Genomic DNA, 21,772 nt, shown 5'->3' with positions numbered 1-21,772 from the left:
TACAGTATTTTACTGGTTGTTTATTGCCCGACTAACTAACGTTTAATTCTGAGTATTGCTCTATGTTATGCTCAAAATAGGATCCTATGAGCGATAATAAGTGATAATGATCTTTTTATTAAATTTCATTATTTCGTTTTTTGATTAACCTGCTTAGATTTTTAATCTGTTTAAAATCCAAATACAGAATATGTAACTTATGCTTTCGGTGTGTGGTGATATAAATGTTCTTTTTATGGTAGATCGCTGATCAAGGTAGATAAAGCAAAAGATCCATGATAGATCCCCAAAGCGCAGCAAGTGAGGCTATTCACGTGATTTTATGTAAATAGATGGATGGGCTGACATTGGTAATGACTGATTTGTTCTATCGAGAACTTGACGGTATGATCGCTGGTGCGTTGTGATTTGAAGAAAAAGCGCTCGATGTCTTTTAGCCGCCTACTTTTCTAGGTAATCCCTTTTTTACTTGAAGCTGCTGTGGTGCTTGCTACCTTCGTTTACTTGCTGACTAATTAGAGTTACCCACGATTTTTTCAGCGGCTAGGTAGAGTTGTCGCCGAGTAATCATAATCAATAAGGAAAACAGCGATGGAAACACGTTGTCCGCAATGTTCACATGAATTGCTTTGGAGTGGTCGTTATTACTGTGCACAGTGTGATGTGAATTATACAAAAATGGCTTATTGCCCAGATTGTAGCGCGGAGTTAGAAAAACTTCAGGCTTGCGGAGCAGCGAATTATTTTTGTCATTCGTGTAACGAACTTAAGTCTAAATCACGTATTCGAATTGAATTTGTCAAAGCGCAGTAACCAGCTCAATGCTTGCTGATGATGATTAATTGACTGTAGCGCTAATTTCACCCTGTGCTAAGCGGGTGACAATGATTTCGCCAGTTTGCACTTGATCTTGGCTGTGGATCACTTCACCGCGTTCATTTTGAGTAATCGAGTAACCGCGAGAAAGGGTAGCGAGTGGACTGACGGTATTGAGTTTATCCACTAAGCGCGCATAACGATGCTCGGCCTCGAGTAACTGGCGCTCCATTGCTTTACGCAATTGGTGCTGACTCATCATTAATTGATGCTTTTGTGTATTAAGCAGTTTTTCTGGTGAGTGTAGCTGTAAACGATGTTGTTGTTGATTGAGCGCTTTAGTTTGCGAAGTTAAACGTCGCTGCATCGCTTGTGTCAATTGCATGCTAAGGTCATCAATTTGTTGGCGTTGTCGCTGTAGGCGATGAGCTGGATGCTGCTTGTCCAGCCGATGCTGTAACTGCTGCAAATGACTTTTCTGGCGAGAAAAATAATAGCGGATACTATTGGTTAACTGCTGTTGCTGGTTGCTAAAGGCGACCTTTTTATGGCTATTATCTCGACTGACCATTTCAGCCGCTGCAGAAGGTGTCGGTGCGCGCATATCGGCGACAAAGTCAGCAATAGTCACATCGATTTCATGGCCGACAGCGCTAATGATCGGGATTTGACTTGCTGCTATCGTTCTGGCGACAATTTCATGGTTAAAGCACCACAGATCTTCCAGTGAGCCGCCGCCGCGGCCGACGATCAACACATCACATTCGGCGCGGGAATTCGCACAGCCAATCGCTTGAGCAATACTGATTGCTGCTTCACTACCTTGCACTAGGGTCGGATAAATAATGATCGGCAGGCTTGGATCGCGGCGTTTCAACACCTGCAAAATATCGTGTAAGGCTGCTCCGGTTTTTGAGGTGATCACGCCCACACAGCGCGGGTGTTCGGGGAGGGGTTGTTTAAGTGATTGCGCAAATAGCCCTTCTGCGGCCAGTTGCATTTTCAGTTGTTCAAACTCTTGTTGTAGTCGTCCATCGCCTTCAGGCTGCATGCTTTCAATGATAATTTGATAATCACCACGAGGCTCATACAAGGAAAGTCTAGCCTTAACTAGCACTTGTTGACCATTTTTCGGCTTAAAAGAAACTGAGCGATTATTGCCTTTGAACATCGCGCATTTGACTTGAGCGCGGCTGTCTTTGAGGGTCAAATACCAATGACCGGATACAGGGGCAGAGAAGTTAGAAATTTCACCGATTAACCAGACGATGCCCATTTCATTTTCAAGTAATAATCTTACTTCAGCATTAAGACGTGAAACTGTGTAGATATTTGGATTAGTCAAAGGAGGGCACCGCTAATTTGGCCAGACATAAGTATGGAAATTAGCGGTAATATAATACATATCAAGGGGGTAATTGCAAATAAAAAATTAAAAAATGAGTGGTCAAGCGATTGCTCTGGGCGTATAATCCGACCGCAATATCAAATCTAAATCTCTTTATTACGCGAAACGATAAAGCGATTTACTACTCTTAACCTTCACGTTGTGAGATATTGCAAATGCTAAGAATTGCTAAAGAAGCTCTGACCTTCGACGATGTTCTCCTCGTCCCTGCACACTCTACTGTTCTCCCCAATACAGCCGATCTTCGCACTCGACTTACCAAAAACATTACGCTCAATATCCCTATGATTTCTGCGTCTATGGATACAGTAACAGAAGCTCGCCTAGCAATCGCACTTGCCCAAGAGGGTGGTCTTGGTTTTATCCACAAAAATATGTCGATAGAACAGCAAGCGGAACAAGTTCATCAAGTAAAAATCTTTGAAGCGGGCGTGGTGACTCATCCGGTTACCGTTCGCCCTCAGGCAACGATTGCCGATGTGCGTGCATTAACCGAGAAACACGGTTTTGCGGGCTTCCCTGTGGTGTCTGAAAATAATGAACTGGTTGGGATCATTACTGGGCGCGACGTGCGCTTTGTAACCGATTTAACTAAGTTAGTCTCTGATGTGATGACTCCGAAAGATCGTCTCGCGACGGTGAAAGAGGGCGCTTCAGGCCAAGAAGTTCAAGAGCGGATGCATAAAGCGCGCGTTGAGAAAATTTTGGTGGTTAATGATGAGTTTCAATTAAAAGGCATGATCACCGCCAAAGACTTCCACAAAGCGGAAAGCAAGCCAAACGCTTGTAAAGATGCTCAGGGTCGTCTACGTGTAGGCGCTGCCGTAGGTGCTGCGCCAGGTAATGAAGAACGCGTTAAAGCCCTAGTTGAAGCCGGTGTTGATGTCTTGTTGATTGACTCGTCTCATGGTCACTCAGAAGGCGTACTACAACGAATTCGTGAAACGCGCGCTGCTTACCCTGAGCTGGATATTATTGGTGGTAACGTAGCCACTGCCGAAGGTGCGCGAGCATTGATTGAAGCCGGCGTTAGCGCGGTTAAAGTGGGCATTGGCCCTGGCTCTATTTGTACTACTCGTATCGTCACTGGTGTTGGTGTGCCACAGGTCACCGCCATTGCTGATGCTGCAGAAGTCGCTAATCAATACGGTATTCCAGTGATCGCTGATGGTGGTATTCGCTTCTCGGGCGATATTTCTAAAGCCATTGCTGCAGGCGCATCTTGCGTCATGGTTGGCTCCATGTTTGCTGGCACCGAAGAAGCGCCGGGTGAAGTTATTCTCTATCAAGGCCGTTCTTACAAAGCTTATCGTGGTATGGGATCACTAGGTGCGATGTCAAAAGGCTCTTCTGATCGTTATTTCCAAACCGATAATGCAGCAGACAAATTGGTTCCTGAAGGCATCGAAGGCCGTATCGCTTACAAAGGCCTATTAAAAGAGATTGTTCATCAGCAGATGGGCGGTTTACGTTCGTGCATGGGCTTGACTGGCTCACAAGATATTGAAACGTTGCGCACCAAAGCACAGTTTGTACGTATCTCTGGAGCGGGTATGAAAGAGTCGCACGTACATGATGTGCAAATTTCTAAAGAAGCGCCTAACTATCGGATGAGCTAAACGTAAACGTTTGCTTTTTTCCTTGATGCCACTCAGAGAGGCGGGTAGACTCGCCTCCGTTTGTTAATTTAGCTGATAAGACTGCTTAACTATGACCAAGAATATTCATGATCAACGAATCCTTATTTTAGACTTTGGCTCACAATACACTCAATTAGTTGCCCGTCGTGTACGTGAAATTGGTGTTTACTGTGAGTTATGGAGCTGGGATGTCGAAGAAGCGGACATTCGCGAATTTAACCCAGACGGCATTATTCTGTCTGGTGGCCCTGAAAGCGTAACTGAGCTTAACTCACCTCGCGCACCTCAATATGTATTTGATTCAGGCGTGCCGGTATTTGGTGTGTGCTATGGCATGCAAACCATGGCCGAGCAGTTGGGTGGCCGCGTGGCAACTTCCACTGAGCGTGAATTTGGCTACGCACAAGTTAATGTTTCAGGCCAGTCAGCCTTATTTAAAGAGCTTGAAGCCACTCAAGATGTGTGGATGAGCCACGGTGATAAGGTCGTTGAGATCCCAGCAGACTTCGTAAAAATTGGTGAAACCGAGACTTGCCCATACGCAGCCATGGCCAATGAAGAGAAGAAATACTACGGGGTGCAGTTCCACCCAGAAGTCACCCACACTAAAAATGGCCTGAAAATGCTCGAGAACTTTGTACTCGATATTTGTGGCTGTGAGCGACTATGGACTTCTGAATCGATCATTGAAGATGCTGTAGCGCGAATTAAAGAGCAAGTTGGTGACGATGAAGTGATCCTTGGTCTATCTGGTGGGGTCGATTCATCGGTTGTTGCGATGTTGGTACACCGTGCGATTGGCGATAAATTGACTTGTGTATTCGTCGATAACGGTTTGCTACGTTTGAACGAAGGTCAGCAAGTGATGGATATGTTTGGCAATAAATTTGGCCTAAACATCATTAAAGTTGATGCTGAAGAGCGCTTCCTATCAGCCTTAGAAGGCAAAGCTGATCCAGAAGACAAACGTAAAACCATCGGTCATGTGTTTGTTGATGTTTTTGATGAGCAAGCCAAGAAACTGAAAAACGCTAAATGGTTAGCACAAGGCACGATTTATCCAGATGTGATTGAGTCAGCGGCCTCTAAGACCGGCAAAGCGCATGTGATTAAATCACACCATAACGTCGGTGGTTTACCAGATGATATGGAAATGGGCCTAGTGGAACCATTACGTGAATTGTTTAAAGACGAAGTACGTAAAATAGGTCTTGAGTTAGGTCTACCTTATGACATGCTATACCGCCACCCATTCCCAGGACCAGGTCTTGGCGTGCGTGTTCTCGGTGAAGTGAAGAAAGAGTATTGCGATTTGCTACGTCGTGCTGACGCTATCTTTATTGAAGAGCTGCACAATGCCGATTTGTACAATAAAGTGTCGCAAGCGTTTACCGTTTTCTTACCCGTGCGCTCTGTTGGTGTCATGGGTGATGGCCGTAAATACGACTGGGTTGTATCACTACGCGCAGTAGAAACGATCGATTTCATGACTGCCCATTGGGCTCACTTACCTTATGAATTTTTGGGTAAGGTTTCCAACCGCATTATCAATGAAGTGAGTGGTATTTCTCGCGTGGTGTATGACATCTCCGGTAAGCCACCCGCGACGATTGAGTGGGAATAATCCTCCTTTAAGAAAGGTCTGGCATTAACAGGCACTAAATCAACCTTAAGTCCGCGTAATGGCGGACTTTTTTTGTTTTTGGCTTAGTCATTTTTGGCAATGTCTGGCAACGCCAAGCACGGTTTGACCGTGGTATTTTGATGGGTATGATTCATCGGTGATGCCATGGATTACGCCCGATACCATGCTGAGTGTTTTTGATGGGGCATGGTATTAAGTTTTCATATCTATCTGTTTTATAAAGATTAATTTCTGGTTTTTTAGGGGGGTTTCAGCATGGTATCAAACAAGAATAATAGGTCAAAACATGCTGACTGATACCAAGCTACGCAATCTCAAACCCAAAGATAAACTTTACAAAGTCAATGACCGTGATGGCCTCTATGTTGCTGTGACCACTGCGGGTTCTATCTCATTTCGTTACAACTACTCGATCAATGGCAGACAAGAAACCATTACCTTTGGCCGCTACGGAGTAGGGGGCATCACGTTAGCAGAAGCGCGTGAGCGTCTCAATGAAGCGAAGAGAATGGTTACTGATGGAAAGTCACCGGCCAAAGAGAAAGCCCGTGCGAAGGCGAGAACGAAAGATGCTGAAACCTTTGGTGCCTGGGCTCAGAAATGGCTGCGTGGCTATCAGATGGCCGACTCTACCCGGGATATGCGTCGCTCAGTTTATGCCCGAGAGTTAGTGAGCAAATTTGGCAATAAGAAGCTGACCGAAATCACCCATGAAGATCTACGAGCACTAACTGACACGATAGTAGAGCGTGGAGCGCCGGCAACGGCTGTACACACGTGATATTGTACTCCAGGTGTATCGATGGGCGATTGAGAGAGGGCAGAAAGTTGAGAACCCGGCAGACCTGGTGAGGCCCGCAAGTATCGCGCGGTTTGAGCCAAGAGACCGAACGTTAACACCGGCTGAGATTGGTTTGATGTACCGCTATATGGAAAAGGTAGGAACCACGCCTTCGATTCGTGCTGCGGTAAAGTTGCTATTGCTGACTATGGTACGTAAAAGCGAATTAACCAATGCAACCTAGAGCGAAATTAACTTTAGCGAAGCGTTGTGGACGATACCTAAAGAGAGGATGAAACGGCGTAACCTTCACCTAGTATTTTTATCACGCCAGGCGATGGACATTCTGATCGCCTTGAAGACATTTGCCGGTGGGTCTAATCACATTCTTCCTTCCCGTTATGACTCAGATGCTCCCATGAGTAGTGCGACGATGAACCGAGTCATGGATTTGACATACAAAGCCGCGCAAAAGGAAGGTCAGTCACTAAGTAAGTTTGGGCCGCATGACCTGCGTCGAACTGCGAGCACTTTGCTGCATGAGGCTGGATACAACACTGATTGGATAGAAAAATGTTTGGCACATGAGCAGAAAGGGGTTAGGGCAGTTTACAACAAAGCCGAGTACCGAGAACAGCGCGCGGCCATGTTGCAGGATTGGGCTGACATGATTGATGAGTGGACAGTCTAGATATGTAAATGAGCTAATCAGGGTTATAGCAATAGCTAGATCAATAAAATTTACTTTTGAGCAAATTTTTTTTGTTATATGTGTTAGTTTGAATAGTTCTAGAGTTTTCAAATGATAGAATACCTATGCCAGTCAATAATATAGTAACTTCAATTATTTGAGTAGTTCGCTGTAATGACGATAAGTAGGGAAATGGCGGCAGGCAGAGACTTGCCCACTTAATCAATCATTAGGACGAGAATGTGAACATATTTGATTACACACGTTATATTCTATCAATGGGTTCGGATGAACTGGAGATATTGGTTAGAAAGTGGGTAAGCGCCCAATCAAGTAAGTATGCCTCAGTACATCGGCCTGCGGGAGCCGGTGATAGAGGTTGTGACGTAATAGGTTTCTATACTCCAAATAAATTTGAAGGAGATTGGGATAACTATCAATGCAAACAATACAATAAAGCAGTCCCAACAGATAAAGGAATGCATGAGCTTGGAAAAATATTATATTACTCTTACTTAGGTGAGTTCTCAAAACCAAAAAATTACTATTTTGTAGCGCCAAAAGGTATTAATAGAAACCTTAGAACTTGGATATTAAACCCCTCACAATTGAAGAAAGGTTTAATAGAAAACTGGGGTAAATATTGTGAAGACACTATTGTTGATGGTAAGGAGATTATTCTTGAACCAGATCTGGAACAATTTATTTTAAGTTATGATTTCTCTTCTATTAGTATTATTGGAATAGATGATATAGTCGATGATTCTAATTTTAGAGCAATTTTAGTCGATTTATATGGCGGGGAACTTCCTAGTGCTCCAGCTGTTGAGGTTCCTAAAAATATCGACGATAGTGAACTAAATTATGTTAATAAAATTCTAGATGCTTATAGTGATCATGACCAAATAATATACTCAAAGCCAGAAGAGGTGGTTGGCCATGATGAGTTTGAAGAAGACTTTGTGGAGCAAAGAGAACGTTTTTATAGTGCAGAAGCATTTCGTTTATTTTATAGAGATAATACAGTAGATGGTGTTTTAGATTGCTTTGAGAAAGAAATACTTAAAGGTGTAAAACCAATTCTTAGGTTAGATTATCCTAATTCATTTATAAGAATGTGTACTGTCTTATCTGAAGCTGGAAAACTACAGCCATCTGGTAAATTAGCAATTCATGGAAAGATAGACGTCAAACAAGGGTATTGTCATCAGTTTGCTAATGAAGATAAGTTACACTGGAGGAAAAAATAATGTCCAATACACATGTTTTCAATAGCTCGTTAGAAGCAGGTGTTAGGACTATCTGCTTTCTTGATTCATACTTTCCAGAGAGTATGGATTTTGATGGATTGATGAAAATTGATTTCATACTTGTTCATTCTAGTGACTTTGGTGGCCCGGAAAGTCTTCATCCAGTAACACCTAATCGGAAGGGGGAATACTTTTCCCGTAGAGAGAAAGTCAGATCAGGACTTGATCTTATGAGAAAGTTTGGGCTTGTCGAAGTTGATTACACAAATAATGGAGTCGCTTATAAAGCATCAGAGTATGTCAGTCCTTACTTAGATCTAATGAAGTCCAATTATTCGTTATCATTAATTACAATCTCAGAATGGCTAGCAAAAGAATTAAACAAAAATGGATTTGAAAAGTTTAACATAACTCTGGAAAATAAGGTGTTTTAATGAATTCTGGTTTTTTTATAAATAAAATACTATTTATTGGTGATGATAATAAAGCATCGATTGATTTTTCCAATCACCTTCATATTGTGCATGGTGCCTCGAATACAGGGAAATCTCTATTAATTGAAGCTATAGATTATATGTTTGGTTCTGAGGAGCTTAAAGAGGTTAAACCAGAAAGTGAAAAATACTCAGAAGTAGCAATGCAGCTTTATCTAAATAGTAAACCTTATACTGTTTTTAGAAAATGGCCCTCGAACTCTTTTGAAATATATCATGATTTCGTTGAAGAAAAAGATGGTGCAAATTTTTATAGCTATTTTAAAGTAGGAAAAGAAACAAAAACAGTAAGAAATATTAGTGACTTTTATCTAAGCGGTTTAAGAGATGTAAAAATATCATCTAATCTATATGGTGAAAAAAGTTCTCTTACAATACGATTATTATCAAGGGTTTTCTTTTCTAGTGAGGAGAAAATAATTAGTTCTAATTCTCCGATTGTCGTTGGAGATACTAGCGAAGATAGTAAAAATAAAAATATATTTAAGTTTCTACTTACTGGAAATGATGACTCTAACGTAAAAACTGTAGTTCGTGGTAATGAATTTAAGAGCGAAAAGAAAGGGCAGTTAGATGTATTACGAGATGTTGTAGAGACTTTACAATCTGATTTGATGTTTAAAGATGAGAGTTATGAAGATCTTAAAGAAAGAGAGGTTAAGCTAGATAGTGCGATAGAAAAGTTAAATCATAGTATGAGCTTGATGAAAGAGTCTCTATCAGAAGTTGTAAAGAATAAAAGAAATATTGCCAATGAATTAATTAGTGTTGATGAAAGAAATGATAATATTAAATCAAATCTAGCTAATTTTGAAATATTAGAGAAAATATATATTAGCGATATCGAAAGATTGAGTTCCCAAGAGGAAGCTGCATTCCTATTAGGCGTCGGACATCATGCTCAATGTGAGCATTGCGGTAAGACACCAGAGAAAATATGTGAAGACTTGATGGATGTCGAAAAATTAGCTAGATCATCTCAAGTAGAAATTAAAAAAATAAAATATAAATTATTAGAGTTAAATGAAACAAGATTAAAATTAAAATTCCAGCTAGATACTTATTATTCAAGGTCACAAAGCTTAAGCTATGACTTGAAGTGTATAGATGATGAAGTTGAAAATAGAACTCCAGAAATAAAGATTATTGATGAAAAAATATCAGAGTTGACGGAAGAGCGAAATCTTGTTGTATCAGATATCCGATTGCTTGAACGTATAAATCTTTTCTATAAAAAACTCCAAGAAACAGAAGTCGCCCCTACACCGAAGAAATATAAATCCCATGATTTTTATCCTGAAAACGAAGCTGTAGATAATTTTTGTAGAATATATAAAGATATTTTAAATCAAATAAATTTTCCTGGTGATAATGAGGTTTCTTTCGACTTTTCTACTTTTGATGTGGTTATCGATGGCAAGCCTAGAAGTTTAAATGGCAAAGGAGTTAGGGCAATATTACATTCAGTGTTTAAAATTGCTCTCCTTAAACACTGTAAGGAAAGTAGCCTTTACCACCCAGGGATTATTGTACTCGATTCTCCTTTAGTTACTTATAGAGACCCATTAAAAAGTAAACATGGAGATTTGGATGATGATGAGAAAAAGTTGGCAAATACTAAGGTTAGTTATCATTTCTTAAAATATTTAACCGAAAATAATATTGGGCAATTTATTATTGTCGAAAATATAGATATACCCGATTCGATCACAAATAGTATTGGTGTAGATACATTTTATGGTAATAATGCTGAAAATGGTCAAAGGGCTGGTTTGCTCTAAGGTTATAAGGTAGTACGTTAAACCTTAGTGGTGGAATAGGTTTAACGTATTCTTTAGTTACTTCTTTGCCTAATTGAATCTTTGGTAGTCAATTAGTGCTTTTAGCCGCTAAAATTTTTAGATCTTCGAACCAGATAATAGAAATTCTTCTCGAATCGTTCCCAAGGCCTTAGACACTGCCTGGTTTGACAACGGCTTACCCGTGATTTCACCCAGCAATATACCAATATCTTCATTAGATTTGTTCTGTTTGCGAAGAACCAGCATGCGTTTTTTATTGTCCGTTATCCGAGAATCTACCATCTTGCGCGCTAAATTGCGCAGTTCGGGTACATTAGTTGGGGCCAGTGAAGAGTTCAGCATGAAGTGATAAAAGTACTCATCAATTAATCTATCTCCGGACTTAGCGTTATGACGGTCTGGATGAGCGATTTGGCGTTGTAATCTCAAGACTTCTTTCTCAAATTGTTCTGCAGAGCGCTTGGCTTGCTTATATAGAGAGTTCCATCGGCCATTAAGCTTGGGACGATGGTTTAGACAGTAATTCGTACTCAGATCCGGCCGCTTTTTTTTCCCTTCTTTTTCATCATTGTCTTCAGCATTGTCATGATCATTGTTTTCTCTCTCAATATATCCGTGTTTTGTCCATGTGTGCATGAACTGTGAAAACTCTGTAGGGTTTCCACACAAGGCACACAGTCGTGTTTTTTTATCCGACTTTAAACTGATATCAGATGCTAGTTTTGATCTATTAGGTTTCTTTCCTTCACAAATCATAAACAATGATTTGTAGTGGTATGGTGAATTTGGTCACTTAGTTAGAGGTGATATCATCATCTCATAAGTTAATAGGTGACATTATGACAAAACGTACAAGACGGCTATTTAGTGCCGAATTCAAACTGGAAGCGGCACAGCTAGCGCTCGATCAAAACTACTCGGTGACTGAAGCGGCTAAAGCCATGAATGTAGGTAAATCTACGATGGATAAGTGGGTTCGCCAATTAAAACAAGAGCACCTAAAGCGTCACCAATCACACCTGAGCAAATTGAAATTCGTGAATTAAAAAAGAAGCTAGCTCGTCTTGAAGAGCATAATGAAATATTAAAAAAAGCCACGGCTCTCTTGATGTCGGACTCACTGAACAATTCTTGATGATCAAGAAACTCAAGCAGAGCCACAGCATAAAAACATTATGCGAAGTCTTCAATGTTCATCGAAGCAGTTATAACTATTGGCTGAAACGGCCAACAGAAATAAAGGCGGAAACCGTAAAACTTCGCAGTTTGATTAGCGAAGCTTATGCGGCAAGCAATGGTTCTGCGGGAGCAAGAACCATTGCCGATATTGTAACAAACCAAGGCGTGAGTCTGAGTCGTTACCGAGCAACTAAGCTAATGAAAATGCTGGGATTAGTGAGTTGCCAAGTACCAAAACATCGTTACCGTAAAGCCTCACAAGAGCATATTGAAATCCCGAATCACTTAGATCGTCAGTTTGCTGTCACGGCACCAAATGAAGTCTGGGTGGGTGACGTGACCTATATTTGGACGGGAAATCGTTGGATGTATTTAGCGGTAGTCATCGACCTTTTTGCTCGAAAAGTGATTGGTTGGGCAATGTCAGTATCACCTGATACACGATTAACAGGCAAAGCGCTTTCGATGGCTTATGAGTCTCGTGGAAAGCCTAAAGGCGTCATGTTCCATAGTGATCAAGGCAGTCACTATACGAGTCGTCAATACCGTCAGTTACTGTGGCGTTTTCAAATAAAACAAAGTTTATCTCGCCGAGGAAATTGCTGGGATAATGCGCCGATCGAGCGCTTCTTTAGAAGCTTGAAAACGGAATTGGTTCCAACAGTAGGTTATCGTAGCTTTGCAGAGGCTCAACAAGAGATCATCCGCTACATTATTGGATATTATAGCCAGCTCAGGCCCCATCAGTATAACGGTGGCTTGACGCCCAATGAGTCAGAACGATTGTATTGGGAAAAATCTAAAACCGTGGCCAATTTTAGTTGACCACTACAGTCACATTTGTCGTGGTGCTTCCAAGAAAAATGTCACGATACAGTATGGACGCAGGATGATCGCTAGTGCCTCGCAAAACCGTCTTATCATCATTGGTTTTTGCTTAAAAGCAGATGAATAGCCTTTATCCTAAAGTGGCGTTTATCAATAAGAGGGATTTTTTCATGTTCATACTCAATAAAACGGCCTGTTGGGTGAGCCTTATTTGTGCACTGCCAAGTTATGCAATGACGATTCAAGTCGATCCTCTCGATAGCTCTGGGTACGTGGTATCTCGTGCTGAGCTACAAGCCATTGAGCAGCAAAAAACGGCTGACCCTATGTATGCGATTTGGTCACAAGCTTTACGAACAGCACCCAATAGTTTAGTCGAAAGTATTGAACCGGGGTTGGCGAGTAATCCAGACAATGTGAAGCGAGTAGAGAGGGTTTTTCCTGAGCATGAATGGAATTTCCTCACTCATATGGCTGCACCAGAATACACCTATACTCGATTTTTAAGGGCCATCGGCAAGTTCCCCGCCTTTTGTGGTGATTATGAGGATGGACGGGATGCCGATGCCATTTGTAAAAAGTCGGTGATCACGGCTTTTGCTCATTTTGCTCAAGAGACGGGTGGTCATATAGCGAAAGATAATATTTCTGATAATCCACTTGGATTGGAGGAGTGGCAGCAAGCGCTTGTCCATGTTCGGGAAATGGGCTGGTCGGAAGGACAGCTCGGTTATACCACTGGGTGTGGACAAAATGATTGGCAAAACCGGAAATGGCCTTGTGGTGATGGGCAAGGCTATTTTGGTCGTGGTGCCAAACAACTTTCTTATCACTTTAATTACGGTGCTTTTTCTGAGGTGATGTTTGATGGTGATGCTTCTGTATTGTTGAATAATCCCGGATTAGTCGCGGACTCTTGGTTGAATCTCGCTTCTGCGATTTGGTTCTTTTTAACGCCTCAAGCGCCTAAACCGGCGATGTTGCACGTTATCGACCGAACTTGGACACCTTCTCAACGTGAAATTGATGCAGGAATTGGTTATGGATTTGGTACCACCATCAATGTCATTAATGGTGGAATTGAGTGTGGCGAGCAAAACAAAGATAAAGGTCAGCCGGTTAACCGGATTCGTTATTGGGAAGGTTTGGCTGAGCATTATCAGATCCCGATTGAAACTGATGAGCTGAATACTTGTTGGCAACAAACGCCCTATGGCAGCTTAAATTTAAATGGCGCAACGGATGTCCTTTACACCAATTGGGATGGTAACTGGCGTTATTATCCTGATCGTCCCGGTGGCTATTCTTTTGAATGTAATTTAATCGGCTTTCAAACCGCCTATTCAGCTCTGGTTGAAGGCGATTATGAAAAGTGTGTGACTAACTATTATCAGTCTCACGCTAGCTGGCCTAAAGTACGAGTGGTGGAACAATTAGAGTCAACCGAGCCTGAACAGCCAGATGAGCCACCGGTTGAAGGAACAGAGCTATGGCAAGCCAGTAAAGTTTACTATGCTGGTGATCTCGTGACTTATCAAGGTGGGGTATATCAAGCGAAATGGTGGTCGCAAGGTGATGTACCAACGGCGGGTGATCCTTGGATAGCGATTACACAGCCCTAGATAAATAGCGTTATCTTTAAAGCAGCAGGCGGCATGGATTAACTTATATTGTCTGCTGCTTTTATCGACAAAGGGCAGGAGGTGAGCATCAAGGTTACAAAAATGAAAATAAACTGTGTTAAGCTACAGACACCATAGTTTGAGTATGTTCTCTGTATGGTTACGGGATCGTACTTAAAAATGGTTTCTGATGACCTATTAGCGAATTAATCGCGTATTAGGTCATGCCGATTGACTTAACTACTATTTGATCATCATGACTTTTCTACCACAAGCTTCCCACCGCCTGATTTTTTTTGCCGCTTTAATTGCGGTTTTTTTTGTCGCTTTCCCTAGCATCAGCGTGGCTAAACTTGCTCAATTAACCCAATGGAGTATTGAGCAGTTTGACGATCAAATAATCCTTCTTTCCAGCTTGGCCGTTATATTGTGTATTGCACTTTGTGTCAGCCCAATCGGCAAAAAAACGCTTGGTGATGGTCAACCAGAGTTTTCTTTTTCGACTTGGCTCATCATGCTCTTTACTACAGGAATGGGATCGGGGTTAATTTTTTGGGGCGTTGCAGAGCCGATTTTCCATTTTAATCATCTGCCAAGTATCGATTATCAAGGGGATCAAAAAGATCTCGCTTTAGCCTTAACCTATTTTCATTGGGGAATCCATGCTTGGAGTTTGTATGCACTCGCTGGTTTGATGATGGCATGGTTGGCTTATGTACAAAAAAGACCGATGCGAGTCAGTGCGTCATTTGTTGGTCACAATAAAGCGGGTTGGTTATCCAGCATGGATTTAATTGCCGTATTGGCGATATTATTTGGTATTGCAGGCGTACTTGCCAATACCATGGCGCTGGTTGAGCAAGGCATACGTAGTGTCAGTGGTTATCAAGGAGATTTAACCATATTTCGTATTGGTTTAACGGTATTACTTGGCGTGTTATTTACTGCATCAAGTGCACTAGGATTACAAAAGGGCATTAAACAACTCAGCCGTTTTAACGTTTTGTTGATGTTGATTTTATTTGCCGTGGTATTGGTTTACGTTGATACCTTAGCGGTTATTCAGCGCCTATTAAGTTCTTTAGTCACCTATATCAACATTTTGCCGCAAGTTTCGCTTGGTGCTCTGGGAGAAAATAAAAGCTGGAGTCAAAATTGGACGGTGATTTATCTGGTCTGGTGGATAGCGTGGACGCCGTTTGTTGGGCCATTTATTGCTCGTATTAGTCGCGGACGAAGCATTCGACAATTTTTATGTTGTACCGTGCTTATTCCGACACTTGCTTCTGTTTTGTGGTTTTCCGGTTTTGCTGGCGCAATATTTGATAGCCTTTATCTACAAGAAGTGATCACAGCAGTCAGTGATGATTACACCAAAGGCTTATTCGTGTTCTTCTCTCATCTTCCGGCGAGTAATCTATTAGCGATAGTGGCGCTGGTATTGTTACTGACGTTTGTGATTTCAAGTGCTGACTCGGCTATCTATGCCGCTGGGATGTTGACCAATGATCAACGTTTGACCAGTAAGATTAGTTGGTCAGTGATTGTGGTCACTTTAGCTATTGCCTTGGTTACGATTAACGATGTTGATCTCAATAAACAGATTGCTATCGCAGGGGCACTGCCGTTTACGTTTGTATTAATTGCACAAGCTTGCTTTACCTTGCTAACTCGCGGCTCATCCTCAGCTCAAGCCGCTGAACCAGAGGGCTAAAATAACTTAAGCTGAGTTATTCTCGGTATTAATTGAGGGCAGAGATAGGCGGATGACCAGCAAAGGCATGAGGTCTGATCCATCCTTGGTTGTCTGATAGTTCAGGCCCTTTGACTATAGAATGCTAAATGTAACAAAAGTTGTATAAATGTAATCTAAGTTTTCATTAATGGTTTTTCCTTTTTTACGACTTGTTCACTAAACTTCGCGCGTAATTTTTATTAACATTTTTGAAGGTAATGTGAATGTCGACGCAACTTGCTAACCCTGCGCCGCTTGGCTTGATGGGTTTTGGTATGACAACAATTCTACTTAATATCCATAATGCTGGTTTCTTCCCAATTGATTCAATGATTTTGGCTATGGGGATCTTTTATGGAGGTCTGAGCCAAGTGATTGTTGGCATCATGTGCTTTAAACGCGGGGATACTTTTGGTACCACTGCGTTTACCTCATACGGTTTATTTTGGTTAACCTTAGTTGGTCTATTAGTGATGCCATATATGGGGCTGCCAGCCAGTCCTGCTCATTTTATGGGCTGGTATTTAACCTTGTGGGGCATTTTTACTGGCTTCATGTTTATTGGTTCATTGTGCTACCCATTAGCTAAACAAGTTGTGTTTGGTTCGTTAACTATCTTGTTTGCTTTACTGGCGATCCGTGATTTTACTGGTAGTGAGCTGATTGGCACAATTGCCGGTTTTGAAGGTATCTTTTGCGGTGCGAGTGCGATTTATTTTGCCATGGCGCAAGTGATCAATAATGAATATGGCAGAACCGTATTACCTATTGGTGCTAAGCGTAAAGTAGAAACAGCAAGGCCATTAACGGCTTAGTCATCTCAATCACCCCACACGTAGCAAACTTTAGATTCTCTATGTGTGGGCTTTTTCGTATTATTTCCTTCCAACTTGAAGAGCGGCTGCCGTATTGGCTACGTTCGTTTACCCCAATCATATTCTCTCTATATCTATCGACCCTTACGTATTTACCTTTTCAATTATTCTTCGTAGTCATTCAATTTATGAATTGTGGCCAGCTTATTGCTCTCTATCTTTAGCAAACGTTGCTTAGGTTTAATGGCTTTCATAAAGATAAAAACAAGCACATTAACTGGTGTTTTTTTAAACTATGCCCTAGTTTGTATATAAATGGAGTGAATAGAAAGGGCTTACACATGGATGTTATGACTAGCAAAAGCAACCTATGGATGCGGTATTTTATCACTGTGTTTATGCTTGCTATTTTCTATATGTCAACGGCTCAAGCGGCTTATATCGTCAGTGATGCTGGTGATGATGATGCCAATGGTTTGTATATGGAATATGGACTTGTCGATGATGTACCTGCTTTTCGTAAAGAAGAAGAAGGAGCACAGACCTGGTACCTAAAACGTTGTTATGGTAACTGGTTTCTCGAACCGTATGAGTCTTGTTTTGGTATGTACTATCGTGTTACTTCTGATGCGGATACACCGCCAGAAAGTGGATGGGGCGGTTGGTCGAGCCCCGCACCGACGGTGCTTCCTGCTGGCCCAGTGGTAAGTTTTAGTAGCAAAACTCTATTTGAAAGCTTACATAATGATGGCCGTTTTGATGGTAGTGTATTGATTAGCCATAACCTGTTGGATGGCGATGGTTTTAGTGGGCATGTCGGTGATGACTTTCTACAGCAAGGCAAGGCCGTTTTAACTCATCTTCCAGTTGGCTTAACTGCAAGTTTAATATTTAACAGCAGTAGTGAATTGGAGCTGAGTATTCTCGGTAACGCAGACAATAATGGTCAAATGGATACGGTAACGGATTTGACTCTTCAATTATTGGATTCCGCTTTTATCAATGGGGATGCTGGTGCCAATATTAATGCCCAAGTCAATGATTTAACGCTGCAATTTCGAGATTTGCATACCGTAGGTAGCAGTGGCGACTTTGCCACCATAGCAGCAGCAGTGGCTGCTGCTGAGCCTTATGATATTTTGCAATTGGAAGCAGAAGTTTTCACCGAAAAAAACATTACGATCGATAAAGCATTAGTCATTAGAGGTGCTGGCGCTGAACACACGATTATTCAAGCAATGGAAGTCCCTGAATCAGAAACAGGAAGAATTTTTAATATCAACTCCGGTTTACCCGAAATTAGAATCAGTGATCTCACTTTACAAAATGGTAATGCTTCGGGGGGGAATAGCTATGGTGGAGCCATTCAGGCTCAGTCTCCATTGTTTTTAGAACGTTGTCGATTGAGCAATAACCGTAATGTTTCCACCTTTATTGGTGGGGGAGGGGCAATAAATTCTAACAGTAGGCTAATCATTAATCGTTGTTTATTTGATGAAAACAGCGCTCATCGAACCAATGGTGGTCAGGTGTGGGGCGGAGCAATTCGTTTCTCAGGTTTGGCTGAAATTACCAATTCTACTTTTTATAACAATAGCCTAACTGCCGCTAGTCCTTCTAATTCAACACAAGGTGGAACTATCGCTCCTAGTTCTGGTAGTACTTTGATTTTAATCAACTCAACTTTGGTAAATAATCATTCTTCAGGTTGGGGAGGAGGTATAGGACAAGAGTTTAGTAGTTCTAATACTCACCAGATTATTAATACTATTATTAGTGGCAATAGTTCTGGCCTAGATGCGGATAGTGCTGATGTATCAGTACCTGTGGGTCAAAAAATGCTCTACAGCCATAGTGTTGTCGGTAATAGAGTTGTTGTTAATGACGAAACCCTAGATAACTTACTTAATGAAGACCCACTATTAGGGCCTTTAGCTGATAATGGTGGGCCCACTCAAACTTTAGCGCTTTTATCTGGCAGCCCTGCTATTGGTGCTGGTCAGAGTGGATCTTCGATTCCAAAAGATGATCAACGAGGGTTTTTACGTGTTGACAGTGTTGATATTGGAGCCTATCAATTTAATGGTTTTTTACTGAGTTTTGAGGCTAATGGGGCTGATGAGGGAGAAGCACCGCTTTATCAAGGAGAAGATGTTTATCCTGATCAGGGAACTCTCACCAAAATAGGTTTTAGTTTTATTGGTTGGAATAATGAAGCGGATGGTAGCGGTACGGCTTATATGGCAGGAGATAACATTACTCAGCTCGTTGGTGAGGTGACGCTTTATGCACAATGGGCAAGAAATCAATACACCATTAAGTTCGATAGTGCAGGTGGTTCGTCAGTTCAGTCGATTACTCAAGATTTTGCTTCAAAAGTAGCTGCTCCTCTCACTCCTAGCAAAGAAGGGCATCATTTCTTGGGTTGGAGTCCAGACATTCCAGCTACCATGCCAGCAGAGAACCTTACGCTAACAGCTCAGTGGAGTGTTAATCAGTACACCATCACTTTTAATAGTGATGGTGGTAGCCCGGTAGAGGCGATTACACAGGACTTTGGAACAACAGTCAATGCTCCACAGGTACCAATAAAAGATGGGTATTCCTTTGTTGGTTGGACGCCAGCACTGCCTAGTTCTATGCCTGCGACTAATTTGACAGTAACTGCACAGTGGCGAGTGATACTTCCTCCTAGCCAAGACAATCCTTTGATTACCGAAGACGGAGAGCCTTTAGAAAGCAGTAAAATTTCTATTGGAGAAGAGTTACGCTTCCTTTCTGAGAATGATGGCCAGTTTATTGAAAGTAGTATCATTCGCGGAGAAGAAACAACGAGGCTCATTCCCGGACAACATCCGAATCTTTTGATTGATGAAGCAACCGGTAATGTAGTGTTGTGGATCAATGAGCAAGGTGTTTATGTATTCGAATCTCCGATTGCAGGCCGCTACGAGGTAATTTTTCAAAATGAAGATCAAACTATTGTTGTTGTTGAGTTTTTAGTTTTGCCTCAATTGGCTTTCGCAAGTAGCCGTCAATTTGGTACGGATGGCGATGCAGTTGAAATTCGATTGATAGTTAATGGGCTCTTAGAATCTGCCACCATAGATATTGAATACGAGATAGAAAACCATCTCTTATTATCTAATTTAGTGACTTCAGAACAAACTTTAACCTTACCTAGTGGAAGTTTTGCAGTTACTCAAGGTAAAGGAACACAATCAGTGATTACTCTTCTTGCTACTCCGAATAGCGTCAGTGAGCAAGTGGTTGTTTCTCTGAATCAGGAGGCGATGCAAGATACCGTTATGGTAGGTACGCCAGATAAGCATGTTGTTCAACTTCGTTTACCTCAACAAATGCCATTTGTTGCACAGCTGACGATGTCTGAGCAAGTTGCTCGGTTAAATGACGAAGATATATCTATCGTAGTGAATGCTCCACAAGCTCAGAGTTTCGATTGGAGCAGATCAACGCCTTTGCTTAACTCTGTAACAGGAAGCTCAACCAGTATCTCGCCAGCCATTTTGGGGGCTGGTGTTCATCCAATTCGTATCGAGGTAACTCATGAAGATGGACGTCGTTTATTGATAGAAGAGAGATTGAGAATTGTTGAAGACATTTCAGAATCTTATACCCAACTTATTCAACAACAGGAACAAAATGGTTCACATCGGTTACCTATTTGTTCTGCTGGTGAATTCAGGGCTGTTGGTAACAATCAGTGTGCCGGAACACTCAGTTCAGATGTTTTATTAGAAGTGCCCTCTGGGTATCGTTTACGAATGGGACAAAATGCTGAACAAGTATCTTGGAGTGAAGATAGTTTCGGGATCGGTATCAACACCGATAATTTGAAAGATAGCCAAGGTAACCCTGCTAGTAACCGTAACGATACCCGCTTTGAGCACTTGGGTTATTTAATTGATTTTGAAATAAGTGAGTTACAATTCCCAGGGCAATCAGTGCCAGTCGTTGTTCCATTGCCAGAAGGTACAGTGATCCCAGAGAATGCAACGTGGAGAAAGTGGCATGGAGAATCTGGCTGGAGAGACTTTGAAAGTGATGGTTTAGCGAATCAACTTCATTCTGCGCCTCGGATTAATGGTATATGCCCATGGAGCGGTTCTCCTCGTTGGCAATCGGGATTGATAACTGGTCATGGTTGTATTCGCTTAATTATCGAAGATGGTGGGCCCAACGATATTGATGGGCGAGCTGATGGAGTGATTCGAGATCCAGGAACACTTGCCCTCGGTTTAGCTGAACAAGATAAAACAACCCAGCCAATACAAGTTGTTAGCTCGGGAGGTGTGATGAGTATCATGTACCTTTTGGCTATTGTTGTGCTAGGGGTTTATCGTCGTTCGATAAGCTCGTTACTAGGTACTAAGCACTCGTCTATCTTGATTATTACTACGATGATGATAGTCCTATCGTTTCCATCTGTGGCTTCCGAACCTCGTAATGAAGGTTCTTGGTATTTAGGCGGTCAATTAGGCGGCGTGTTTGGCGGAGAGTCAAAAAGCTCGGTGCAGACTCGCCTTGACCAGTTTTCTTCTGGTAATCAAGTTAACTCACTTGATTCTGAACGATTCGGTTTACGTATTTTTGGTGGCTTTAAATTGAATAAGCATTTTGCTTTAGAGGTTGGCTATGTTGATTTAGGTAAAGTAAAAACTCAGATAGATATTGATCCTTTATTACCTGTTGATACTTATAAAAATAGTTTACCTAGTTCAGGAAGTGGTGTGGACTTTTCTATTATTGGTTTACTACCTGTTACCGACAGCATTGATTTTTTTACTCGCACAGGTATTTTTGTTTGGAAAGAAGATGTTGATATTCATGAAGTAGCTACCTTCTCTCGTAATGGCCATTCAGGGATGTTTAGTATTGGTGCGCGTTATCAATGGTGCTCTAATTGGAGTCTACTTGGAGAACTTGCTCATTATCGCTCAGAGCATCAAGGTGTTCATATGTTGACATTAGGTTTGATTTATAATTTTTAGCTGCTGTTATGATTATATAAGATAGTAATTTTATTTGTGGCTGAATATCTAGGC

Annotated in this window: 12 protein-coding genes and 2 pseudogenes; 12 read left to right on the top strand and 2 right to left on the bottom strand. The window is 41.7% G+C overall.

Annotated elements, in window-relative coordinates; genetic code table 11:
- Positions 1–591 precede the first annotated feature (591 nt).
- Positions 592–813 (top strand): zinc ribbon domain-containing protein, encoded by a 222-nt coding sequence (locus BSR11_RS01650; RefSeq protein ID WP_072668760.1) that lies wholly within the window; start codon positions 592–594, stop codon positions 811–813.
- A 25-nt stretch (positions 814–838) separates the two neighbouring features.
- Here BSR11_RS01650 and xseA read toward each other — a convergent pair whose 3' ends face one another.
- Entirely contained in the window at positions 839–2,161 is a 1,323-nt protein-coding gene (xseA, locus tag BSR11_RS01645; RefSeq protein WP_072668759.1) for an exodeoxyribonuclease VII large subunit, read from the bottom strand.
- A gap of 218 nt (positions 2,162–2,379) precedes the next feature.
- On the opposite strand from xseA, the gene guaB reads away from it, so the two are divergent.
- From guaB to BSR11_RS01615, 6 genes and pseudogenes are all read left to right on the top strand, one after another.
- A complete protein-coding gene (guaB, locus tag BSR11_RS01640) occupies positions 2,380–3,843 on the top strand; it encodes an IMP dehydrogenase (RefSeq protein WP_072668758.1) in 1,464 nt (487 codons plus the stop codon).
- Between the two features lie 91 nt (positions 3,844–3,934).
- Positions 3,935–5,488, top strand: coding sequence for a glutamine-hydrolyzing GMP synthase (guaA, locus tag BSR11_RS01635; protein WP_072668757.1), 1,554 nt, complete (start codon positions 3,935–3,937; stop codon positions 5,486–5,488).
- Between the two features lie 307 nt (positions 5,489–5,795).
- A pseudogene (locus BSR11_RS01630) lies at positions 5,796–6,981 on the top strand (tyrosine-type recombinase/integrase).
- Between the two features lie 242 nt (positions 6,982–7,223).
- Positions 7,224–8,231 (top strand): ABC-three component system protein, encoded by a 1,008-nt coding sequence (locus tag BSR11_RS01625; RefSeq protein WP_072668756.1) that lies wholly within the window; start codon positions 7,224–7,226, stop codon positions 8,229–8,231.
- Positions 8,231–8,665, top strand: a complete 435-nt coding sequence (locus tag BSR11_RS01620; RefSeq protein ID WP_072668755.1) for an ABC-three component system middle component 2 — start codon at positions 8,231–8,233, stop codon at positions 8,663–8,665. The genes BSR11_RS01625 and BSR11_RS01620 overlap by 1 nt, the downstream gene beginning before the upstream one ends.
- Positions 8,665–10,506 (top strand): AAA family ATPase, encoded by a 1,842-nt coding sequence (locus BSR11_RS01615; RefSeq protein ID WP_072668754.1) that lies wholly within the window; start codon positions 8,665–8,667, stop codon positions 10,504–10,506. Before BSR11_RS01620 ends, BSR11_RS01615 begins: the two co-directional genes overlap by 1 nt.
- 117 nt (positions 10,507–10,623) lie before the next feature.
- On the opposite strand, the gene BSR11_RS01610 is transcribed toward BSR11_RS01615, so the two are convergent.
- The gene (locus tag BSR11_RS01610) at positions 10,624–11,163 is read right to left on the bottom strand and encodes a hypothetical protein (protein ID WP_240004028.1); all 540 of its coding nucleotides are present in this window, start codon (positions 11,161–11,163) and stop codon (positions 10,624–10,626) included.
- Between the two features lie 203 nt (positions 11,164–11,366).
- Between BSR11_RS01610 and BSR11_RS01595 the strand changes: the two are divergent.
- The 5 genes and pseudogenes from BSR11_RS01595 (at position 11,367) to BSR11_RS01575 (ending at position 21,718) form a co-directional block, all read left to right on the top strand.
- Positions 11,367–12,531, top strand: a pseudogene (locus BSR11_RS01595) (IS3 family transposase).
- 173 nt (positions 12,532–12,704) lie between these two features.
- Positions 12,705–14,156, top strand: coding sequence for a chitinase (locus BSR11_RS01590; protein WP_072668751.1), 1,452 nt, complete (start codon positions 12,705–12,707; stop codon positions 14,154–14,156).
- A gap of 256 nt (positions 14,157–14,412) precedes the next feature.
- On the top strand, positions 14,413–15,870 hold the full coding sequence (locus BSR11_RS01585) for a BCCT family transporter (RefSeq protein ID WP_072668750.1): 1,458 nt from the start codon (positions 14,413–14,415) through the stop codon (positions 15,868–15,870).
- 245 nt (positions 15,871–16,115) lie between these two features.
- On the top strand, positions 16,116–16,706 hold the full coding sequence (locus tag BSR11_RS01580) for an acetate uptake transporter (RefSeq protein ID WP_072668749.1): 591 nt from the start codon (positions 16,116–16,118) through the stop codon (positions 16,704–16,706).
- Positions 16,707–17,047: 341 nt separating this feature from the next.
- Positions 17,048–21,718, top strand: coding sequence for an InlB B-repeat-containing protein (locus BSR11_RS01575; protein WP_072668748.1), 4,671 nt, complete (start codon positions 17,048–17,050; stop codon positions 21,716–21,718).
- Positions 21,719–21,772: the final 54 nt, after the last annotated feature.

The organism is Vibrio injensis, from assembly GCF_001895205.1.
Classification (GTDB): Bacteria; Pseudomonadota; Gammaproteobacteria; order Enterobacterales; family Vibrionaceae; genus Vibrio; species Vibrio injensis.
This window is presented reverse-complemented; position numbering and strand designations above follow the sequence as displayed.

Coding starts and splice junctions, on each gene's coding strand:
- BSR11_RS01575 (WP_072668748.1), top strand. CDS start 17,048: ATGGATGTTATGACTAGCAAAAGCAACCTATGGATGCGGTATTTTATC.
- BSR11_RS01610 (WP_240004028.1), bottom strand. CDS start 11,163: ATGCACACATGGACAAAACACGGATATATTGAGAGAGAAAACAATGAT.
- BSR11_RS01590 (WP_072668751.1), top strand. CDS start 12,705: ATGTTCATACTCAATAAAACGGCCTGTTGGGTGAGCCTTATTTGTGCA.
- guaA (WP_072668757.1), top strand. CDS start 3,935: ATGACCAAGAATATTCATGATCAACGAATCCTTATTTTAGACTTTGGC.
- BSR11_RS01620 (WP_072668755.1), top strand. CDS start 8,231: ATGTCCAATACACATGTTTTCAATAGCTCGTTAGAAGCAGGTGTTAGG.
- BSR11_RS01615 (WP_072668754.1), top strand. CDS start 8,665: ATGAATTCTGGTTTTTTTATAAATAAAATACTATTTATTGGTGATGAT.
- BSR11_RS01580 (WP_072668749.1), top strand. CDS start 16,116: ATGTCGACGCAACTTGCTAACCCTGCGCCGCTTGGCTTGATGGGTTTT.
- BSR11_RS01585 (WP_072668750.1), top strand. CDS start 14,413: ATGACTTTTCTACCACAAGCTTCCCACCGCCTGATTTTTTTTGCCGCT.
- BSR11_RS01650 (WP_072668760.1), top strand. CDS start 592: ATGGAAACACGTTGTCCGCAATGTTCACATGAATTGCTTTGGAGTGGT.
- guaB (WP_072668758.1), top strand. CDS start 2,380: ATGCTAAGAATTGCTAAAGAAGCTCTGACCTTCGACGATGTTCTCCTC.